Below are 17,325 nucleotides of genomic sequence, written 5' to 3'. Positions count from 1 at the left end.
TTGTCAGACTCGCGGATACGCGGCGCCCATTAACCGTTCGCGCTATAGCTTGCGAGCAGTTGCTGCCAGGCCTCGCGATGCGCATCCGTCAGCGGCGTCTGGCTCGATAGCGTAATGACGAGCAGCCTCGGTGCATCGATCACGGTCATCGCCTGGATCTGGTGAAACGTCGAGCCCGATTGACGAAACGTGCTTTCCAGTTCCAGCGCCGGCGAACCCGGCGTACCGATTTCAACCTGTCGGCGTGCGATCTCCTTGAAAGCGGTGACGTGACGTGTCATCAATCCGATCTGCCGTTGCATACATCGGCTCAGGTCCTCGCCACCAATCAACTGATCGCGACTCACTACGATCTGGAAGGTACCGTGCGTTTCCGGATGAGTCAGCGTCAACACGTTGACCGTACGATCGTCATTCAGCGAAGGAATGTCGAAACTGCATTCTTGAGTGAGATATTTCATGACTTTGGTCGGGAATTAAGGAGCGGCGCTCAGGTATCAATGCTCTACGGATTCAGATCGATCTTCTTGCCCTGCATCAGGAAGTATTCCGATGCGTGCTCGACGATCTGCACACCCTCGAGTCTGATGACGCCGTCCTTGGTCATCGTGATACTCGACTTGCCGCACTGGATCACCACCTGCTCGGTAACGTTCAACAGATAGTTTCCCGCGGGAATGGGCGGCGGCGGCGCATCGCCGGCCGGCAATCCACCGACCGTGACCGAGAACCCGTTGCCGACGCAAACCGTCTGGTCGTTGCCGGTATTGGACACATGGTCATGCTTGACGTTGAGCGTGTGATCGTTGCCGACAGCCCAACGATGGTCGTGAGTGACGATGTGCATCTCATCGTTCTCCACCTCCGTCCGCATATCCCTCTCGGCCTGCAGCCAGAGTTCTTCCTCACCCTGCTTGTCCTCGAACCGGATCGCATTCGCGTTCCCGGAACCGCCCTTCATCGAGCGCGACAACATCCCGCTCTGCGTCGCGTTATCGGGCAGCTTCCACGGCGGCATGTTCTGCGAATTAAACACGCTCGAGATCACGATCGGCCGATCGGGATTCCCATCCAGAAACGACACGATCACCTCATCTCCAACCCGCGGAATCTGGATCGCGCCAAAGCCGCCACTCGCCCACGGCTGCCCCACCCGAATCCAGCACGAGCTGCGCTGATCGCGCTGCCCAAGCCGGTCCCAGTGGAACTGCAGCTTCACGCGGCCCATCGCGTCCGTATAAATCTCTTCGCCCTTCGGCCCGACCACGATCGCCGTCTGCGGCCCGGCGATCATCGGCCGTGGCGCCGCCAATGTCGGTCTGAACGGAATCTTCTTGCGAATGCACACGAAGCTGTTCGAATACGTCGCGGTACCGTCGTGCGACTGATAGTTGTTCGTACCGTGGTGGCTCACCGACAGAATCAGGAACTGGTTGTCGTCCTGATCCGACGAGTCATGATCGTAGTGGCCGGTCAGTTCGAAATATCGTCCCGGTGCGAGCGTGCGGCAATTGCTCTCGCCGATAAACACTTTCTCCGACGCTTCGAGCGCTTCGAGCCGGAACTTCGTCAGCTCTTCGCCGCGGTCCGTCGAATCGAAACCGTGCAACCCCACGTAGTCGTAGATCTCGTAGCGTTCGGCATCGCCCTGGTTGGTCGTCGTATCCGCCGACACGTAGCGGCGCGCACCGGGTGCCTTGTAGTCGAACGTTTTCATGCTGACGCGGCCCGACTCGAGTTGCCGGTCCGCGCGCCAGCTCGTCACGACGTTCTCGTCGTCGAGCATTTCGCGCGTCGCATAGCGCAGCGACGCCGCGCCGTCGATCGCCTTCGCGCTCTGCGAGTCGTCGGTGACGATCAGCTTGTGGCCGTCCTTCGTATGTTCGAAGAAGAAATAGAGGCCTTCCTGTTCGAGCAAACGGCGCACGAAATTCAGATCCGATTCGCGGTACTGCGTGCAATAGCTATACGGCTTCAGCTCCTTGCGCAGGCGAAACTCATACGAAGCGAGCTTCGAGTACTGCGAAAAGACGTCGCTCAGAATGTCCTCGACGTTTTTGTCCTGGAAAATCCGCGTGTCGAAACGTCTTCCTAGCATCCATAGCCACGGGCGTACGCTGGCCGAATAGGTTGCCAGTCCGCCGTCGGTGCCAAGATGAATGAAGCGTGTGACATAACCGTTGAAGTAGCGCGTCGATCCGTCCGTCACCTGCAGTTCGACGCAAACCTGCTGGGCGATCAACTGTTTCAGCTGGATGCTCGGGTCCTGCGACACCAGGCCAAGCTCCATCCGGTAAAGCTGGGAGAGTTCGTCGCTACAGCTGAAGTCGTTGACAAGGAGTTGGGAGCGCCCCGACAGCGGCGTGTTGAGCGTAAACAACCGGCTGTTTTGCAGCCCAACAATGCTGGATAAATCGGACATCTGCATGGCGCTCCCTCGGTTCATGCCTGCCGGGCAGACACATACAATATGGGCGGTCTTGAAAGTAGTACTGACAAATCTGCCCGGCGAATATATTGTTCACATCGGTAAAACGAGTCAGCGGTAGAAGATTTAACGTCCTAACGAAGCAATGGTTTAAGAACGATGACGAAAAAATTTCCGTGGCCAATGAGATCCCTCGCATAAGCCAGGAAATATTTTCCTGTGTGACAAACAACTCAACAGGACCACAATGAGTGACACCGATTTTTTCGTGTGCTCGGCTGATAATCCCAGCCCGCTGATCGGACTGCCCGGGCAGCTCGGCCCGTCGTTCATTCCGGGGCTCGGGGCCAGCAGTTGCGCGGGTTCCGACGTGATGCCGGTGCTCGTCGATATGGGCGGTCTGTATCCGGCAGATTCGGTTTCCGTCTGCCGTTATCTGATTGCCGAGCTGAAATACGACGACACGCTGACACCCGAAGAACGCGCCAGCGATTTCCTGAAACTGCAGCGTGCTTTACGCGAAGTCGAGGATACGCTCGGTAAAACCGAGTTTGGCCAGTTGTATAAAGAAGCGCAAAGCGTCCCCGGTCTGACCGGCGACATTCTCAATGCGTTTTATGCACCCAGCAATATCAGCGCGACGACGGCAACCGGTGCGGGTGCCGTAGCCTCGTTGATCCAGAAGGCCAAAACATCGGATCTGCTCGACATTCCCGAGCCTGCGCGACAAAAGCTGTTGCAGTGGGCAAGAAAAGGCGGCAACCAGGGCATCAAGTCGGCCCAGAAGAAACTCGGTGGCATGTTGAAGCTGGTGCAGGTCGACGGCAAATGGGCCTTTGAAATTCCGGCCGGCAAACAGGCGGCCGGCTATGTCATCAGAGGGCGTGCAGCGGCCAACGTGGTGCGCATCCCCGCCTATCGCCAGGCCGCGCTCGAGGCACTCGAGGCCCGCAACGCACTGAGCCTCGAAGGCTTCGGCCGAACGATCGGCGGTCGCGTCACGGGCGTCGGTGTGGGCGGACTGCTCGCGCTCGGACCACAGGCAATCTTCGACGCGATCGATGCCGACAATCTGCATCAGTTCGCGAGCCTCGAGGCGCATAATCAGCCCGCCAACGCAGCCGGCTGGCTGGCCGGCTGGGGCGCCGGCGCGATCCTGCCGGGTGCGGTGGCGCTCGTGGTCGGTGCGCCCGTCGAAGTCCCCGTGCTCGCGGTGCTCGCCGTCGGTTTCGGCGTCGGTCTGGCCGTTCAGGTGTTCACGTCGCGTCACTTCGGCAAAGCCATCGGCGATTCGTGGGACAAGCTCGCGGCCGGACATTACTGGTAGGCCCACTGGTAGACCGTATACATGGAAAGAATTCTGGTCCGGATGCCGTTCGGCATGTTCGCGTGCAACCTCGTTGCGGGCGCCATGCTTGCTGCAAGCTTCCCACCGTTGCTGTGGCTGCTGCCCGTGATGCTCGCTGCATCGCTCGCCTTCTGCGTATTCGCGGCATTCTTCGCGACGAGCTATACCGCCTATCACACGGGCATCGGTATCCTGATGCGCGTAACCTTCTGTCTCTTCGCGCTGGCCCTGCTCGAAACGGTGGCGGAAATCGCCGCGCTGCCGGTTCGTACGATATGGATCGCGGCAGCCGGCTATCTGATCCTGTTGAGCGCGGTGTATCTGCTGTCCTTCAATCGCGAGCGCCGTGCGCACTGGCGCGACTTCGCCGCGACGCTGTCGAGTCCCACGCTCGTCGTCGAGAACGATCGGGTCAGGCGCATCGTCCGTGCCCGCGCATCGAGCGGTGGCACGTCTCGCACCCTTGCCGGCATCGGCGCCGCGCTGGGCGTCGCGGCAGTCGCCGTAGCCGGTGCCACGATCGGACCACATGGAAAAGACATGTTCCAGACAACCGCCCTGCTCGTCGTGATTCTCTCGCCTGTCATCTTTCTGCGGTACATGATGGTCTACTTCGTTTCCATCGCCGAAGTCAGGCACGCGGAAAAGCAGCGCAACACACGTTTCGCGTTCGATAACGTCGATGAATTGCAGCGCGAGCGCGCGACGTCAGGTCTCGCCCGGCTGCTAAACCCACGGCTGCGGCAGGCAACGCGGCCTTCCCGCTGATTCCCCCGAGCATCGAGGCAGCGACTGGACCATGGAAGAACTACTTCCTTTCTATGAACGCGAACTGGCGCTGCTAAGGCGCTATGCACGCGACTTCGCGGGCCGCAACCCGAAGATCGCCGCGCGCATCGCGCTGTCGGGCGAGCGCTCGGACGATCCGCACGTCGAACGGATGGTGGAGTCGTTCGCGCTGCTCAGCGCGCGCATCGATACGCGGATCGAAGACGAGTATCCGGAGTTCACCGAGGCGTTGCTGGAGATGCTGTATCCGCAGTATCTGCGCGCCATTCCATCGTGTTCGATCGCCCAGTTCGCCGCCGATCCGCGCGCGAGCCAGCTAACCGAAGCCGTGACGGTCGCGCGCGGCGCGATGCTCGAAGCGCGCAACGGCGAGTGCCGTTTCAGCACGGTGTACGACGTTACGGTCCTGACGTTGCGGCTGACCCAGGCGCGCTACTCGGTCACCGCGATTGCCCCGTCCAGCGCGCGCCTGCCCGCGGCCACGACCGGTTTGATCTCGATCACATTCGAGCCGCCCATCGAGTCCGGCGAATTCACGCCGGCCTCACGCGCCGAAACACTGCGGGTTCATCTAGGCGGCGAGCAGCCGTTCGTCTCGGCGCTCGCCGATACCTTGCTGATGCGCACGACCGCCGCCTTCGTCGAGGCGGACAATCGCGGCGTGTGGAAGCCGCTCGGGCGCGTTCCACTCGAAGCCGTCGGTCTCGCGGAACACGATGCGCTGCTCGATGCGCCCGCGGGTGCTTCCGGGGCGCTGCGGCTGCTGTTCGAATTCTTCGCTTTCCCGGACAAGTTCCAGTTTGTCGATATCGCGCTCGCGCAACTGATGCGCGCCGCGGGACCGTGCCGCAAGCTCACGCTGCATCTGGCCGTCACCGGCACGCCTACCGATTCACCCGTCGCACGCTGGCTCGAGATGCTGAATGCGAGCCATCTGAAGCTGTTCTGCACACCCATCGTCAACCTGTTCAAACGCGAGGCGCAACCGATCCGCGTCGCAAGCGCGACCGTGTCGTATCCGGTGATCCCGCAAACGCTACGCGTCTCGAACACCGAAATACATTCGATCGATTCGGTGCATGTCACCGAACAGAAACCGACCGGCAAGACCATCACCGTGATCCCGCCGTATCGTTCGTTGCAGCACATCGAGCACGCGAACCCGTTGGGGCTCTACTGGATCTCGCATCGCGACCGGTGGGTCGCGCGACAGCGCCCGGGTTACGAAACCGAGATCGCGCTGGTCCGCATGGACGGCGCGCCCGCTTCGTTTGCCACGCAGCTCGGTATCGAGCTGACCTGCACCAATCGCGATCTGCCCGCGGGTATGTCGTTCGGTGCGCCGGGCGGCGATCTGCTCAATGAAGACGCATCGTTTGCCTGCATCATCTCGATGCTGCGCAGCCCGAGCGTCACCGCGCGGCTGCCGCGTAGAAACCAGGCGCTGTGGCGGCTCGTGGCGCAACTCACGCCGAATCTGTTCTCGTTCGGGCTCGCCGGGCTCAAGGCGTTGCTGCATCAGCATGTCGGTGCGGGGGCGCCGTCGGTTGCGCGCGTCATCGACGGGATTGTCGGGCTCGATTACCGCGCCAGCATGAAGTGGATGCCGATCAAGCCGCTGCCGACCTTCGTACGCGGTATCGAAGTGCGTCTCACACTCGATGAAGCCGCGTTCGTCGGTGTCAGTCTCGCGACCTTCGTCAGCGTGATGGATCAGCTCTTTGCGCCGTATGCGCATCAGAACAGCTTCGTGCAACTAGTCGTGATCTCCAGCTCGACAGATACGGAAATCGCTCGCTGCGAAGCCCGGCAAGGCATGACGGCCGTGCTGTGAACGCCCCGGCGCGCCCTGTTACACCGTAACGAGTGGTTACCACTTGCTGCATCTATTTCAGCCGCCGACATCCACAATCCGTACCGTGCTCCCGAACATTCGGGACCGTGGAGAAACAAAATGCGAAAAATTGCAGCGGTATTACTGATGGCCGGCAGTCTGACTGCCGCCGGACAAGCCTCCGCTCATGACCGTAGCGGGGCTATCGTCGGTGCGTTGATTGGCGGGGCCGTGCTGGGCGCCGTCGTCAGTTCCGCCCTGAATCCGACGCCGGTCTATGCAACGCCGGCGTACCCGCAACAACCTGTGTACGCGCAACCGGCGTACCAGCAGCCTGAGTATCAGCAACCGGAGTATGCGCAGCCCGCTTACCCGCAACCGGTCTACCAGCAGGCCCCTGCCTACAACGGTCCGCCGCCGGGATATTGTTACGATCGGTATCAGGGTGCGTATGTCGCCTGTGGCGCGCCGGGTGGTCAATATGGCTACGCGCCGGCCCAACCGGGCTGGTAATGGCAATGCGCGTCCCGCTCAATAGTTGACGGCGACGCGCACAACCATCCGGTCCGGCCGATCCGCTACGGATGCCGGATATAGTCGACCAGCGCCCGCGTATACGCATCCGGCTTGCGATCGACGAGACTCACGACAATCGCCGCAACGAACCCCGCCGGCACACCGAACACCCCCGCGCTGATCGGCTCGATGCCGAACCATCGTGCGCCTGTGAAGCCGGTCAGTTGGGTAAAGAACGGATACGTCGAAACGATGTAATACAGGCACACCGCGAGTCCCGCCACCATCCCCGCCACCGCCCCGAGCCGGGTCGTGCGCTTCCAGAACACGCCGAGCACGAGCACCGGAAACAGGCTCGATGCCGCCAGCGAAAATGCCGCGCCGACCAGAAACAGGATATTGCCGGTATTGAGCGACGCCACGTACGACGCAAACAACGCCACCCCAAGCAACAGGATCTTCGAGATCGTCACGCGCCGCTGGCTCGATGCCGCCGGATCGACCATGTGATAGTAGACATCGTGCGAAAGCGCGTTGGCGATCGTCAGCAACAGACCATCCGCGGTGGACAGCGCCGCCGCCAGCGCACCCGCCGCAATCAGCCCCGACATCACATAAGGCAGCCCGGCAATCTCGGGTGCCGCCAGCACGACCATGTCGGGCTGCATCTGGATCTCGCTCCAGCGCACGATGCCGTCGCCATCCGGATGGAGAATCGAGATCAGATGCGGCTCGACCCTCTGCCATTGCGACACCCACTGCGGTAGATCGGCGAACCGGTGGCCGACGAGGTTCGTCAGAATTTCGAACTTGATCAGCACCGCGAGCACGGGCACCGTCAGATAGAACAACGCGACGAAGAACAGCGTCCAGCCCACCGAGCGCCGCGCGGAAGCCACCGACGTCGTGGTGTTGTAGCGCGTCAGGATGTGCGGCAGGCTCGCGGTGCCGAGCGACAGACACAGCAGCAGCGACAGGAAATTACGCTCGTGGATGCGCCGCTCGCTGTCGCTCGCCGCGGGAAACGGTTCGTGCATCGGCACCGGTGCGGAGGCACGCACGAGCATGTCGTCGCGTTGCCGGGTCCAGACGATCCGCGCGCTCGCCGTATCGGCTGGAAACGCGACGAGCTCACGTTCGCGTTCGCTGATTTCGCGCAGCGGTCCATTGTGTCGTCGCAGATCCGCGATCTTGTCGGTGAGCTTTTGCCGCTCGTCGACAAACGATTGCGGCAGCGTGTCGAGCCGCTGCTGGATCTGCGCGGCGTTCTGCCTGTAGGCATCGCGTACCGTCTGCTCCTGCGGCGACGCACGCACCTCGCGCTCGAGTGTTTCGACGCGCGCCATCAACCGTCCATAGCTGAATTGCGGCACCCAGCCGAGGCCATCCTTGTGCGCGATCATCGACACCGGAATCAGGATCGCCGCGATCAGGATGATGTACTGCGCAACCTGCGTCCAGGTCACCGCGCGCATGCCGCCGAGAAACGAACACACGAGAATGCCCGCAAGCCCGCAGAAAATCCCCACTGCGAAGTCGACACCGATGAAGCGCGTCGCGATCAGCCCGACGCCCTGAATCTGCGCGACCAGATAGACGAACGAACAGAGGATCGCCGCGAGCGCCGCAAGGCCGCGCACGAGATTGCTCGAAAAGCGCGTGCCGAGGAAGTCGGCGATCGTATAGCGCGCGAGCTTGCGCACATACGGCGCGAGCAGAAATGCGACGAGGCAATACCCGCCGGTCCAGCCCATCATGTACGCAAGGCCGTCGTAGCCCGTCGCGTACAGCGAACCGGCAAGGCCGATGAACGACGCCGCCGACAGCCAGTCCGCTGCGGTCGCCATGCCATTGAATACCGACGGCACGCGCCGCCCGGCGACGTAGTACTCGACCAGATCGGAAGTGCGCGAGAGCAGACCGATCACCGCATACACCGCGATCGGTACGAACAGGAACACGTAGCCGATCCACATGCCCGGTCCCGTCGAGCGCTCGATGCGCCACATCACGAAGATGAAGAACAGGAAGCCAAACGTGTAGATCGTGTAGGAGCGGGCCAGCCGGTGCGCGAGCTTCATCGGCTCAGTTGCCGCGCGCGGTGTTTTCCGCGTCGAGTGTGTTCTGCAACGTGCGATCGGCGCGCTGCATCAGCACGATGTAGATAGCGATCAGCGCGAGGTAGGCGAGGATCGCCCCTTGCGCGCCGATATAGAACGGCAGGCGGAAACCGGCAAAGCGAACCTGCATGAGACTGCGCGCGACGAGCGGCACGATGAACGACACGCTGAGGCCGAGCGTCATCAGTACGGCGATCAAGGCGAGATTGAAACGCCAGTAGCGGCGATGCGCACGCGCCATCGCCACCGACACCGGCGGCGGGTCGGGCAATGGATTCGACGACGAGGGAGAGTGGTGTGGCGCGGTCATGCGCCTGTTTAACAAAAAGCGCTCGCGCAGGCAATCGGGATTGTCGTTGGTCTCATGGCGGTGCTGTCGAACGTATGCGTTATGGCGGCTCGTTCGCAAGCCGGTGGTTCAAAAAAAAGACGGCGCGTCTTGCGACACGCCGTCTTCTATCTAACCCTCGCGAGTACCGCGAGGTGCCAGGCAAGCGTCAGCGCACTTCGCCGAGCTGGTCGAGGATGGCCGGGTTTTCGAGCGTCGAGATATCCTGCGTGATCGCTTCACCCTTCGCGAGCGAGCGCAGCAGCCGGCGCATGATCTTGCCCGAACGGGTTTTCGGCAGGTTGTCGCCGAAGCGGATGTCCTTCGGTTTTGCGATCGGGCCGATCTCTTTGGCCACCCACGCGCGCAGCTCGTTGGCGATCTTCACGGCTTCCTCGCCCTCCGGGCGCGACCGTTTGAGCACCACGAACGCGCACACGGCTTCACCGGTCGTATCGTCGGGACGACCCACTACCGCCGCTTCCGCGACGATCGGATTGGCCACGAGCGCCGATTCGATCTCCATCGTGCCGAGCCGGTGGCCGGACACGTTGAGCACGTCGTCGATGCGACCCATGATCGTGAAGTAGCCGGTGACCTTGTCGCGCACGCTGCCGTCGCCGGCGAGATACAGCTTGCCGCCCAGTTCTTCCGGGAAGTAGCTCTTCTTGAAGCGCTCCGGGTCGCCCCAGACGGTGCGCAGCATCGCCGGCCACGGCCGCTTGATGACGAGAATGCCGCCCTGCCCGTTCGGCACGTCCTGGCCGGTCTCGTCGACGATCGCCGCCATGATGCCCGGCAGCGGCAGCGTGCACGAACCCGGCACGAGCGGCGTGGCGCCCGGTAGCGGCGTGATCATGTGGCCGCCGGTTTCAGTCTGCCACCAGGTGTCGACGATCGGACAGCGACCGCCGCCGACGTTCTCGTGGTACCACATCCACGCTTCCGGATTGATCGGTTCGCCGACCGTGCCGATGATGCGCAGCGAGCTCAGATCGTAGCTCTTAGGATGCGCTTTGCTGTCCGCTTCGGATGCCTTGATCAGCGAACGGATCGCTGTGGGCGCCGTATAGAACAGCGTGACCTTGTGCTTCGCGATCATGTCCCAGAAGCGGCCCGCGTTCGGATACGTCGGCACGCCTTCGAACACGACCTGGGTCGCGCCGAGTGTGAGTGGACCGTATGCGATATAGCTGTGACCCGTGATCCAGCCGATATCGGCGGTACACCAGAAGACGTCGTCCGGCTTCCAGTCGAAGGTCCACTTCATGGTCTGCGCGGCCCACAGCAGATAACCGCCGGTGCTGTGCTGCACGCCCTTCGGCTTGCCGGTGGAACCCGACGTATAAAGGATGAAGAGCGGATGCTCGGCGCTGACCCACTCGGGTGCGCAACTGTCGGCTTCGTTCGCGACGACCTCGTGCATCCACAGGTCGCGCCCTTCGTGCCACGCGATCTTGCCGCCGGTGCGCCGGTACACGACGACGCTATGCACCGCCTCGCAGCCGCCCATCGCGAGCGCTTCGTCGGCGATGTTTTTCAGCGGCAGTGCCTTGCCGCCGCGCATCTGTTCGTCGGACGTAACGAGCGCAACTGCGCCGACATCGACTAGCCGCTCGTTCAGCGACTTCGACGAGAATCCGCCGAACACCACCGAATGCGTCGCACCGATCCGCGCGCAGGCCTGCATCGCGACGATGCCTTCCACCGACATCGGCATGTAGATCACGACACGATCGCCCTTCTTCACACCGCGCTTCTTCAGCGCATTGGCGAAGCGGCATACGCGCTGCAGCAGGTCCTGATAGGTGACGCGGGTAACCGTACCGTCGTCGGCTTCGAAGATCACCGCGACGCGCGCACCGTTGCCGGCTTCCACGTGACGATCGAGGCTGTTGTACGACGCGTTCAGGTCGCCGTCCTCGAACCACGTGTAAAACGGTGCGTTCGATTCGTCGAGCACCTTCGTGAACGGCTTCTTCCAGCTGAGCGTTTCGCGCGCGAGACGCGCCCAGAAACCTTCGTAATCGCGTTCCGCTTCGGCGGCGAGCGCCCGGTACGCATCCATGCCGGACACCGTCGCCTGCGCGACGGCAGCGGCCGGCGGCGGAAACACACGGTGTTCCTGAAGAACAGATTCAATCGCAGACATCGACTACCCCTTGGTGAAGATGAAACCGTCAATCTGTGCCGGCGCGCCTGTGCAGCCCGTGACGCGCCGTATCGTCATAGCGCCGCCGCGCTGCGGCGCCTGTGTCCCAACCGTTGCAGGGCCGGTGCGGCAACGCACCATCCCGCGATATGCGCCCATACGATAGACGTTGCAACTTACCGGCCACTTACGCACGGTTCGGGCCGCGTTGCACGCACTGCGTGGATTTCGCATCGGGCGTGCGGGCCGTGTGCCCGCTTTCGTTTCCACAGGTGTTTTTACAATCGCGTCTGCCATGTTAACTGAACTGGCCGCCCGGACTCCAGCTTGAATCGCACTGCACGGTGCCTCGCGCGTCCAGGGCGCCTCGACGACCGCGGCAGCCTCCGCGGCACGTGCCCGCGCCGCCGCGGCTCGAACCGGCGACGCTGTACAATAACGCGCCCGGTGCGCTCTGCGCTTGCGTTGCGTCGCTTGACGGCCGGCCGCTGCCATAAAGGCTGCGGCCCCATCAACGCTCGACGCAGCGCGCCCAGCATGACTCGTCGCGGCTTGCCGCCACCCCGCTCTCACTACCGACACCGCCCTATGTCCGCTGCACGCCCCAGCCCTTCCGGCCCACGCCGTCGTTCGATGCGCCCGTTGCCCGCTCTCATCTTCATGAGCCGCTGGCTCCAGGTGCCGCTCTACCTCGGCCTGATCGTCGCGCAAGGCGTATATGTCGTGCTGTTCCTGAAGGAAGTGTGGCATCTCGTCAGCGCATCGATGACACTCGACGAGACCAACATCATGCTCGTCGTACTCGGCCTGATCGACGTGGTGATGATCTCGAACCTGCTGATCATGGTGATCATCGGCGGGTACGAAACTTTTGTGTCGCGGCTCGGCCTCGAAGGCCATCCCGACGAGCCCGAATGGCTCGACCACGTGAACGCCGGCGTGCTGAAAGTGAAGCTCTCGATGGCGCTGATCAGCATCTCGTCGATTCATCTGCTGAAAACTTTCATCAACCCGGACCAGCACACGGAGCACGCGATCATGTGGCAGGTGTTGATCCACATCGCGTTCCTCATGTCCGCACTGGTGATGGCCTGGATCGACCGCCTCACCACGCACACGCATCCCGAGCACTATCAGGAACTTGCTGCGCGCCATCCGGTGCCCATGTCGGCACCCGCGCCAGACTAAGTTGAGCTGAGGCAACACCCGTTTCACCCATATACCTACAAGATTTCCCTTCCCCACAGAGCCAGCCATGACCGTCATCAAACAGGAAGATCTGATCCAGAGCATCGCGGATTCGCTGCAGTACATCAGCTACTACCATCCGCTCGATTACATCCAGGCGCTCGGTCGCGCATACGAACTCGAAGAGAGCGTCGCCGCCAAAGACGCGATCGCGCAGATCCTGACCAACAGCCGCATGTGCGCGGAAGGCCATCGGCCGATCTGTCAGGACACGGGCATCGTCACAGTGTTCGTGAAGATCGGCATGGACGTGCGCTGGGCCAGCGAAGACGGCAGCGCGACGATGGGCGTCACCGACATGATCAACGAAGGTGTACGTCGCGGTTACCTGAATCCGGACAACGTGCTGCGCGCGTCGATCGTGAGCCCGCCCGAAGGTGGCCGCAAGAACACGAAGGACAACACGCCCGCAGTCATCCACTACGAGATCGTGCCTGGCGACAAGGTCGATGTGCAGGTTGCGGCAAAGGGCGGTGGCTCGGAAAACAAGTCGAAGTTCGCGATGCTCAATCCGTCCGATTCGATCGTCGACTGGGTGCTCAAAACCGTGCCGACGATGGGCGCCGGCTGGTGCCCGCCGGGCATGCTTGGAATCGGCATCGGCGGTACTGCTGAGAAAGCGATGGTGATGGCGAAGGAATCGCTGATGGACCCGATCGACATCCAGGAGATCATTGCGCGCGGTCCGCAGGACTGGATCGAAGAGCTGCGTATCGAACTGCATGAGAAGGTCAATGCGCTCGGCATCGGTGCGCAGGGGCTTGGCGGTCTCGCAACTGTGCTCGACGTGAAGATCCTGGCTGCGCCGACGCACGCCGCGAGCAAACCGATCGCAATCATCCCGAACTGCGCGGCGACGCGCCACGCGCACTTCACGCTCGACGGCAGCGGTGCTGCGAAGCTCGAAGCGCCGCCGCTCGACGCATGGCCGAAAGTTCAGTGGCAACCGAATACCGAAACCAGTCAGCGCGTCGACCTCAATACGCTAACGCCGGCAGAAGTCGCAAGCTGGAAGCCGGGCCAGACACTGCTACTGTCGGGCAAGATGCTCACCGGTCGCGACGCTGCGCACAAGCGCATCGCCGACATGCTCGCGAAGGGCGAGAAGCTGCCCGTCGATTTCACGAACCGCGTGATCTATTACGTCGGACCGGTCGACCCGGTGCGTGACGAAGTGGTCGGTCCCGCGGGTCCGACCACCGCCACGCGGATGGACAAGTTCACCGAGACGATGCTCGCGCAGACCGGTTTGATTTCGATGATCGGCAAGGCCGAACGCGGACCGGTCGCCATCGAGGCGATCAAGAAGCACAAGGCTGCGTATCTGATGGCGGTGGGTGGTGCGGCCTACCTCGTATCGAAAGCGATTCGCGAAGCGAAGGTGCTCGCGTTCGAAGACCTCGGCATGGAAGCGATCTACGAGTTCGACGTGCAGGACATGCCGGTCACAGTCGCCGTCGATTCAACCGGTACGTCGGTGCATCAGACGGGCCCGAAAGAATGGCAGGCGAAGATCGGCAAGATCCCGGTCGCGACCGCATAAATCGCACTGCTACTGCAAACGCCAGCATGCAAAGCCGGGACCACACGTCCCGGCTTTTTTGTTTCAAAGAGCGCTCGCCATACGTATTCGAATTGAGAAGCCAATTGAGAATCATGTACGAAAGACATCCGTAACCTTGGCTTTTCCGGGTCCTGCGTTTATTGTTCAGGTTTGAATAAAAAGCCCCCACAAGGAAAGACCATGAAAGGCGACAAGAAGGTCCTCGAATACCTGAATTCCCAGCTGAAAAACGAGCTGACCGCCATCAATCAGTACTTCCTGCATGCACGGATGTACAAGCACTGGGGCCTCGACAAGCTCGGCAAGCATGAGTACGACGAGTCGATCGGCGAGATGAAGCACGCCGATCTGCTGATCGAACGTATTTTCATGCTCGACGGTTTGCCGAACCTGCAGGATCTGCACAAGCTGCTGATCGGCGAAGAGACCAAAGAGATCCTTCAGTGCGACCTGAAGCTCGAACAGATTTCGCAGAAGACCTGCAAGGAAGCGATCGCGCATTGCGAGTCGGTACACGACTACATCTCGCGCGAAATCTTCACGACGATCCTCGACGACACCGAAGAACACATCGACTGGCTCGAAACACAGCTCGATCTGATCGACAAGGTCGGCATCCAGAACTATCAACAAACCGGCATGGGTTCGCTAGAATCGTGATATTTCGCGGAGCGTGCGCTATCCGACGCACGCTCGCCGCGTTCACGACTCGCCGCCCACCCCGATGACCTCCACCGAAGCCGCCGTCCTCCCCTCGCTCGCCGCCACACGTATGCCGGTCGGAATCTTCGATTCCGGCCTGGGCGGCCTGTCGGTGCTGCGCGCGGTGCGCACGCTGCTGCCCAACGAAGCAATCGTCTACGCCGCCGACTCGCTCTATGCGCCCTACGGCGAACGCGACGACGATTTCATCGCCGACCGCACGCTCGCAGTCTGCCAGTGGCTGGTCGCGCAAGGTGCGAAAGCCCTCGTGGTCGCCTGCAACACGGCGACCTCGCAAGCCATTTCGATGGTGCGCGAAAAGCTGCCCGTCCCGCTGATCGGCGTCGAACCGGGTGTAAAGCCCGCAGCGCTGCAATCGAAGACGCGGGTCGCCGGCGTGCTCGCCACCCAGGTCACGCTGCGCAGCGCGCGTTTTCAGGCACTGCTCGAACGCTATGCCGCCGACTGCCGTTTCCTCTGCCAGCCAGGCCATGGGCTCGTGCAGGCAATCGAACGCTGCGACGTCGGATCGGCGGAACTGCGCGCGCTGCTGGACGGCTATCTGCAACCGATGCTGGACGCCGGGGCGGATACGCTGGTACTCGGCTGCACGCATTACCCGTTTCTCGATACGCTGATCCGCGATATCGTCGGCGAGCGGCTCCAGCTGATCGATACGAGCGTCGCCATTGCGCGACAACTGGAACGCATCCTGGATCAGCAGGGCCTGCGCGCGGCGCCGCCCGCCGCAGGCGAAACGATCCCCCTGCCGCGCCTTCATTCCACCAGCGACGGCGCCCACCTGCGGCAAATGACCGCCAGCCTGCTGAATCTCGACGTCCCGGTCGAGCAGGTTCTGATCCCCTCCCGCCGCACCGCCGCGCCCGACTCCCTGCCCGCCTAGCCCCGTAGCACGGCACTTGCCGCCGGCCCACGCAGATTCACACCCGTCCGGGCCGGCCGGAAAACCCTGGTAACCGACTGGTTTTGTTACAAAAATCCGTAGCGGACGCTTGCCAAATGCACCGAACATAATTGATAATAATTCGCATTAACGTTCACTATCGCGTATCGCCATGATCGTTTGCGTGTGCAAGTCTGTGTCCGACCGGAAAATTCGTGCCTCGATCGCAGAGGGCGTCGACTCGTTCGACGAGCTGCAATTCGAGCTCGGCGTCGCTACGTGCTGCGGCAAGTGCGAAGAATCGGTGCGCGATGTAATGGCGCAATCGGGTGCCTGCGCGAGCCGCTGCGGTGTCGAGCACCACACGCACGTGGCTCCGCTCACGTTTTACGAACGCAAGGCCGCCTGACCCAGTATCCTGCGGCCGGCCACGCACGCTGTACCGCGAGCCATTCGCAAGCAACCGTTTCGTTGTTTCGTTTCACCACCTGTCAGCAAGCCAGTCGTGCACCAGCCAGCTACCGTTCTCACCCTCAAGGAGTTCGAGATGGAATTGCTGATCGGTTTCGTGACCACCTTATGCATTTCGCTGCTGATATTCCGAACATGACGCTGCCTTGCCTGACTCGCTGCATCGACGGCGCTTACTCACGCTAACATGCAGGCATTACATTCCGTACAGGCCGGTGCCCCACCGGTCGCTCCCTTCCGAATGAATTCCCGTGCAGCCATCGCGACGACTGTTGTCCTCGCGATTCACGTTGTGTTGCTCGCCGTCGTGCTGACGGTACGTAACGAACCGCTCTCGCGTCCAATCGAATCGCCGGCCATCACCGCCGAACTGCTGCCTCCCGCCGCGGTCGCAGCACCTGCCGCGATCCAGTCGATCGAACCGCCCAAGCCCACGCCGCCGGTGCCGCACCTCAAGCCGAAGGTGCAGCCGCGCCCGGTTCCGAAGCCATTGCCCCAGGCGGTCGCTCCGTCCGAGCACGCGATCACCACGCCGGCGCCCGTACCGCAGCCACCTGCGCCCGCTGCGCCGGTCGCGCCGCCGGCACCCGTTGCAGCGCGTCCGACGATGGCGCTGAGTGCACCGAAAGACGTCTCGCACCTCGACTGCCGGATGGTTCAGCCCGACTACCCGCCGCTGTCGGCGCGTCGAGGCGAAAGCGGCACCGCGTACGTCAAGTTCGTCGTGGGACTGACCGGCAAAATCCAGAACATCGAGTTGAAGAAGAGCAGCGGCTACAGCCGCCTTGACGATGCCGCGCTCGATGCGATGAGAGCGAGCACCTGCAAGCCCTATCTGGAGAACGGCGAGCCGGTTCTGGCAACGTACACACAGCCCTTCGATTTCGGACTCAAGGACTGAAGTAGATTTCACTCAAGGAA

At 62.1% G+C, this 17,325-nt stretch carries 15 protein-coding genes; 10 read left to right on the top strand and 5 right to left on the bottom strand.

Annotated elements, in window-relative coordinates; all coding sequences use genetic code 11:
• Positions 1-29 precede the first annotated feature (29 nt).
• Together M0D65_RS32365 and M0D65_RS32360 are read right to left on the bottom strand one after the other, a co-directional pair.
• Positions 30-461: a DcrB-related protein gene (locus tag M0D65_RS32365; protein ID WP_266256098.1), complete on the bottom strand. Its 432-nt coding sequence runs from the start codon at positions 459-461 to the stop codon at positions 30-32.
• Between the two features lie 44 nt (positions 462-505).
• Positions 506-2,428 carry a type VI secretion system tip protein VgrG gene (locus M0D65_RS32360; RefSeq protein WP_266256097.1) on the bottom strand — a complete coding sequence of 641 codons (1,923 nt, stop codon included), beginning with the start codon at positions 2,426-2,428 and terminating at the stop codon, positions 506-508.
• 247 nt (positions 2,429-2,675) lie between these two features.
• On the opposite strand from M0D65_RS32360, the gene M0D65_RS32355 reads away from it, so the two are divergent.
• From M0D65_RS32355 to M0D65_RS32340, 4 genes are all read left to right on the top strand, one after another.
• On the top strand, positions 2,676-3,755 hold the full coding sequence (locus M0D65_RS32355; RefSeq protein WP_091019078.1) for a hypothetical protein: 1,080 nt from the start codon (positions 2,676-2,678) through the stop codon (positions 3,753-3,755).
• A gap of 21 nt (positions 3,756-3,776) precedes the next feature.
• On the top strand, positions 3,777-4,544 hold the full coding sequence (locus M0D65_RS32350; RefSeq protein ID WP_266256096.1) for a hypothetical protein: 768 nt from the start codon (positions 3,777-3,779) through the stop codon (positions 4,542-4,544).
• A gap of 31 nt (positions 4,545-4,575) precedes the next feature.
• On the top strand, positions 4,576-6,399 hold the full coding sequence (tssF, locus tag M0D65_RS32345; protein WP_266256095.1) for a type VI secretion system baseplate subunit TssF: 1,824 nt from the start codon (positions 4,576-4,578) through the stop codon (positions 6,397-6,399).
• 120 nt (positions 6,400-6,519) lie between these two features.
• Positions 6,520-6,912, top strand: a complete 393-nt coding sequence (locus tag M0D65_RS32340) for an ecotin precursor (protein WP_091019084.1) — start codon at positions 6,520-6,522, stop codon at positions 6,910-6,912.
• 65 nt (positions 6,913-6,977) lie between these two features.
• Here M0D65_RS32340 and M0D65_RS32335 read toward each other — a convergent pair whose 3' ends face one another.
• From M0D65_RS32335 to acs, 3 genes are all read right to left on the bottom strand, one after another.
• A complete protein-coding gene (locus M0D65_RS32335) occupies positions 6,978-8,996 on the bottom strand; it encodes a sodium:solute symporter family protein (RefSeq protein ID WP_266256094.1) in 2,019 nt (672 codons plus the stop codon).
• A 4-nt stretch (positions 8,997-9,000) separates the two neighbouring features.
• Positions 9,001-9,345 carry a DUF4212 domain-containing protein gene (locus tag M0D65_RS32330; protein WP_266256093.1) on the bottom strand — a complete coding sequence of 115 codons (345 nt, stop codon included), beginning with the start codon at positions 9,343-9,345 and terminating at the stop codon, positions 9,001-9,003.
• A 187-nt stretch (positions 9,346-9,532) separates the two neighbouring features.
• On the bottom strand, positions 9,533-11,515 hold the full coding sequence (gene acs, locus M0D65_RS32325) for an acetate--CoA ligase (protein WP_266256092.1): 1,983 nt from the start codon (positions 11,513-11,515) through the stop codon (positions 9,533-9,535).
• A gap of 588 nt (positions 11,516-12,103) precedes the next feature.
• On the opposite strand from acs, the gene M0D65_RS32320 reads away from it, so the two are divergent.
• The 6 genes from M0D65_RS32320 (at position 12,104) to M0D65_RS32295 (ending at position 17,305) form a co-directional block, all read left to right on the top strand.
• Positions 12,104-12,703 (top strand): TIGR00645 family protein, encoded by a 600-nt coding sequence (locus M0D65_RS32320; protein ID WP_091019095.1) that lies wholly within the window; start codon positions 12,104-12,106, stop codon positions 12,701-12,703.
• 67 nt (positions 12,704-12,770) lie between these two features.
• The gene (locus M0D65_RS32315) at positions 12,771-14,306 is read left to right on the top strand and encodes a fumarate hydratase (RefSeq protein ID WP_266256091.1); all 1,536 of its coding nucleotides are present in this window, start codon (positions 12,771-12,773) and stop codon (positions 14,304-14,306) included.
• 201 nt (positions 14,307-14,507) lie between these two features.
• Positions 14,508-14,987 carry a bacterioferritin gene (gene bfr, locus M0D65_RS32310; protein ID WP_091019099.1) on the top strand — a complete coding sequence of 160 codons (480 nt, stop codon included), beginning with the start codon at positions 14,508-14,510 and terminating at the stop codon, positions 14,985-14,987.
• 64 nt (positions 14,988-15,051) lie between these two features.
• The gene (gene murI / locus M0D65_RS32305; RefSeq protein ID WP_266256090.1) at positions 15,052-15,933 is read left to right on the top strand and encodes a glutamate racemase; all 882 of its coding nucleotides are present in this window, start codon (positions 15,052-15,054) and stop codon (positions 15,931-15,933) included.
• A gap of 172 nt (positions 15,934-16,105) precedes the next feature.
• Positions 16,106-16,342, top strand: a complete 237-nt coding sequence (locus M0D65_RS32300) for a bacterioferritin-associated ferredoxin (RefSeq protein ID WP_091019103.1) — start codon at positions 16,106-16,108, stop codon at positions 16,340-16,342.
• 249 nt (positions 16,343-16,591) lie between these two features.
• Positions 16,592-17,305 (top strand): energy transducer TonB, encoded by a 714-nt coding sequence (locus M0D65_RS32295; RefSeq protein WP_091019105.1) that lies wholly within the window; start codon positions 16,592-16,594, stop codon positions 17,303-17,305.
• Positions 17,306-17,325: the final 20 nt, after the last annotated feature.

This window comes from Paraburkholderia sp. CHISQ3 (assembly GCF_030464945.1).
In the GTDB taxonomy this organism is placed as follows: Bacteria; Pseudomonadota; Gammaproteobacteria; order Burkholderiales; family Burkholderiaceae; genus Paraburkholderia; species Paraburkholderia megapolitana.
This window is presented reverse-complemented; position numbering and strand designations above follow the sequence as displayed.

Excerpts from the sequence above, each read along its gene's own strand:
- M0D65_RS32340 (WP_091019084.1), top strand. The coding sequence starts at position 6,520 with ATGCGAAAAATTGCAGCGGTATTACTGATGGCCGGCAGTCTGACTGCC.
- M0D65_RS32335 (WP_266256094.1), bottom strand. The coding sequence starts at position 8,996 with ATGAAGCTCGCGCACCGGCTGGCCCGCTCCTACACGATCTACACGTTT.
- M0D65_RS32320 (WP_091019095.1), top strand. The coding sequence starts at position 12,104 with ATGTCCGCTGCACGCCCCAGCCCTTCCGGCCCACGCCGTCGTTCGATG.
- M0D65_RS32355 (WP_091019078.1), top strand. The coding sequence starts at position 2,676 with ATGAGTGACACCGATTTTTTCGTGTGCTCGGCTGATAATCCCAGCCCG.
- M0D65_RS32295 (WP_091019105.1), top strand. The coding sequence starts at position 16,592 with ATGCAGGCATTACATTCCGTACAGGCCGGTGCCCCACCGGTCGCTCCC.
- acs (WP_266256092.1), bottom strand. The coding sequence starts at position 11,515 with ATGTCTGCGATTGAATCTGTTCTTCAGGAACACCGTGTGTTTCCGCCG.
- M0D65_RS32330 (WP_266256093.1), bottom strand. The coding sequence starts at position 9,345 with ATGACCGCGCCACACCACTCTCCCTCGTCGTCGAATCCATTGCCCGAC.
- tssF (WP_266256095.1), top strand. The coding sequence starts at position 4,576 with ATGGAAGAACTACTTCCTTTCTATGAACGCGAACTGGCGCTGCTAAGG.
- M0D65_RS32360 (WP_266256097.1), bottom strand. The coding sequence starts at position 2,428 with ATGCAGATGTCCGATTTATCCAGCATTGTTGGGCTGCAAAACAGCCGG.
- M0D65_RS32315 (WP_266256091.1), top strand. The coding sequence starts at position 12,771 with ATGACCGTCATCAAACAGGAAGATCTGATCCAGAGCATCGCGGATTCG.
- M0D65_RS32300 (WP_091019103.1), top strand. The coding sequence starts at position 16,106 with ATGATCGTTTGCGTGTGCAAGTCTGTGTCCGACCGGAAAATTCGTGCC.
- M0D65_RS32365 (WP_266256098.1), bottom strand. The coding sequence starts at position 461 with ATGAAATATCTCACTCAAGAATGCAGTTTCGACATTCCTTCGCTGAAT.
- murI (WP_266256090.1), top strand. The coding sequence starts at position 15,052 with ATGACCTCCACCGAAGCCGCCGTCCTCCCCTCGCTCGCCGCCACACGT.
- M0D65_RS32350 (WP_266256096.1), top strand. The coding sequence starts at position 3,777 with ATGGAAAGAATTCTGGTCCGGATGCCGTTCGGCATGTTCGCGTGCAAC.
- bfr (WP_091019099.1), top strand. The coding sequence starts at position 14,508 with ATGAAAGGCGACAAGAAGGTCCTCGAATACCTGAATTCCCAGCTGAAA.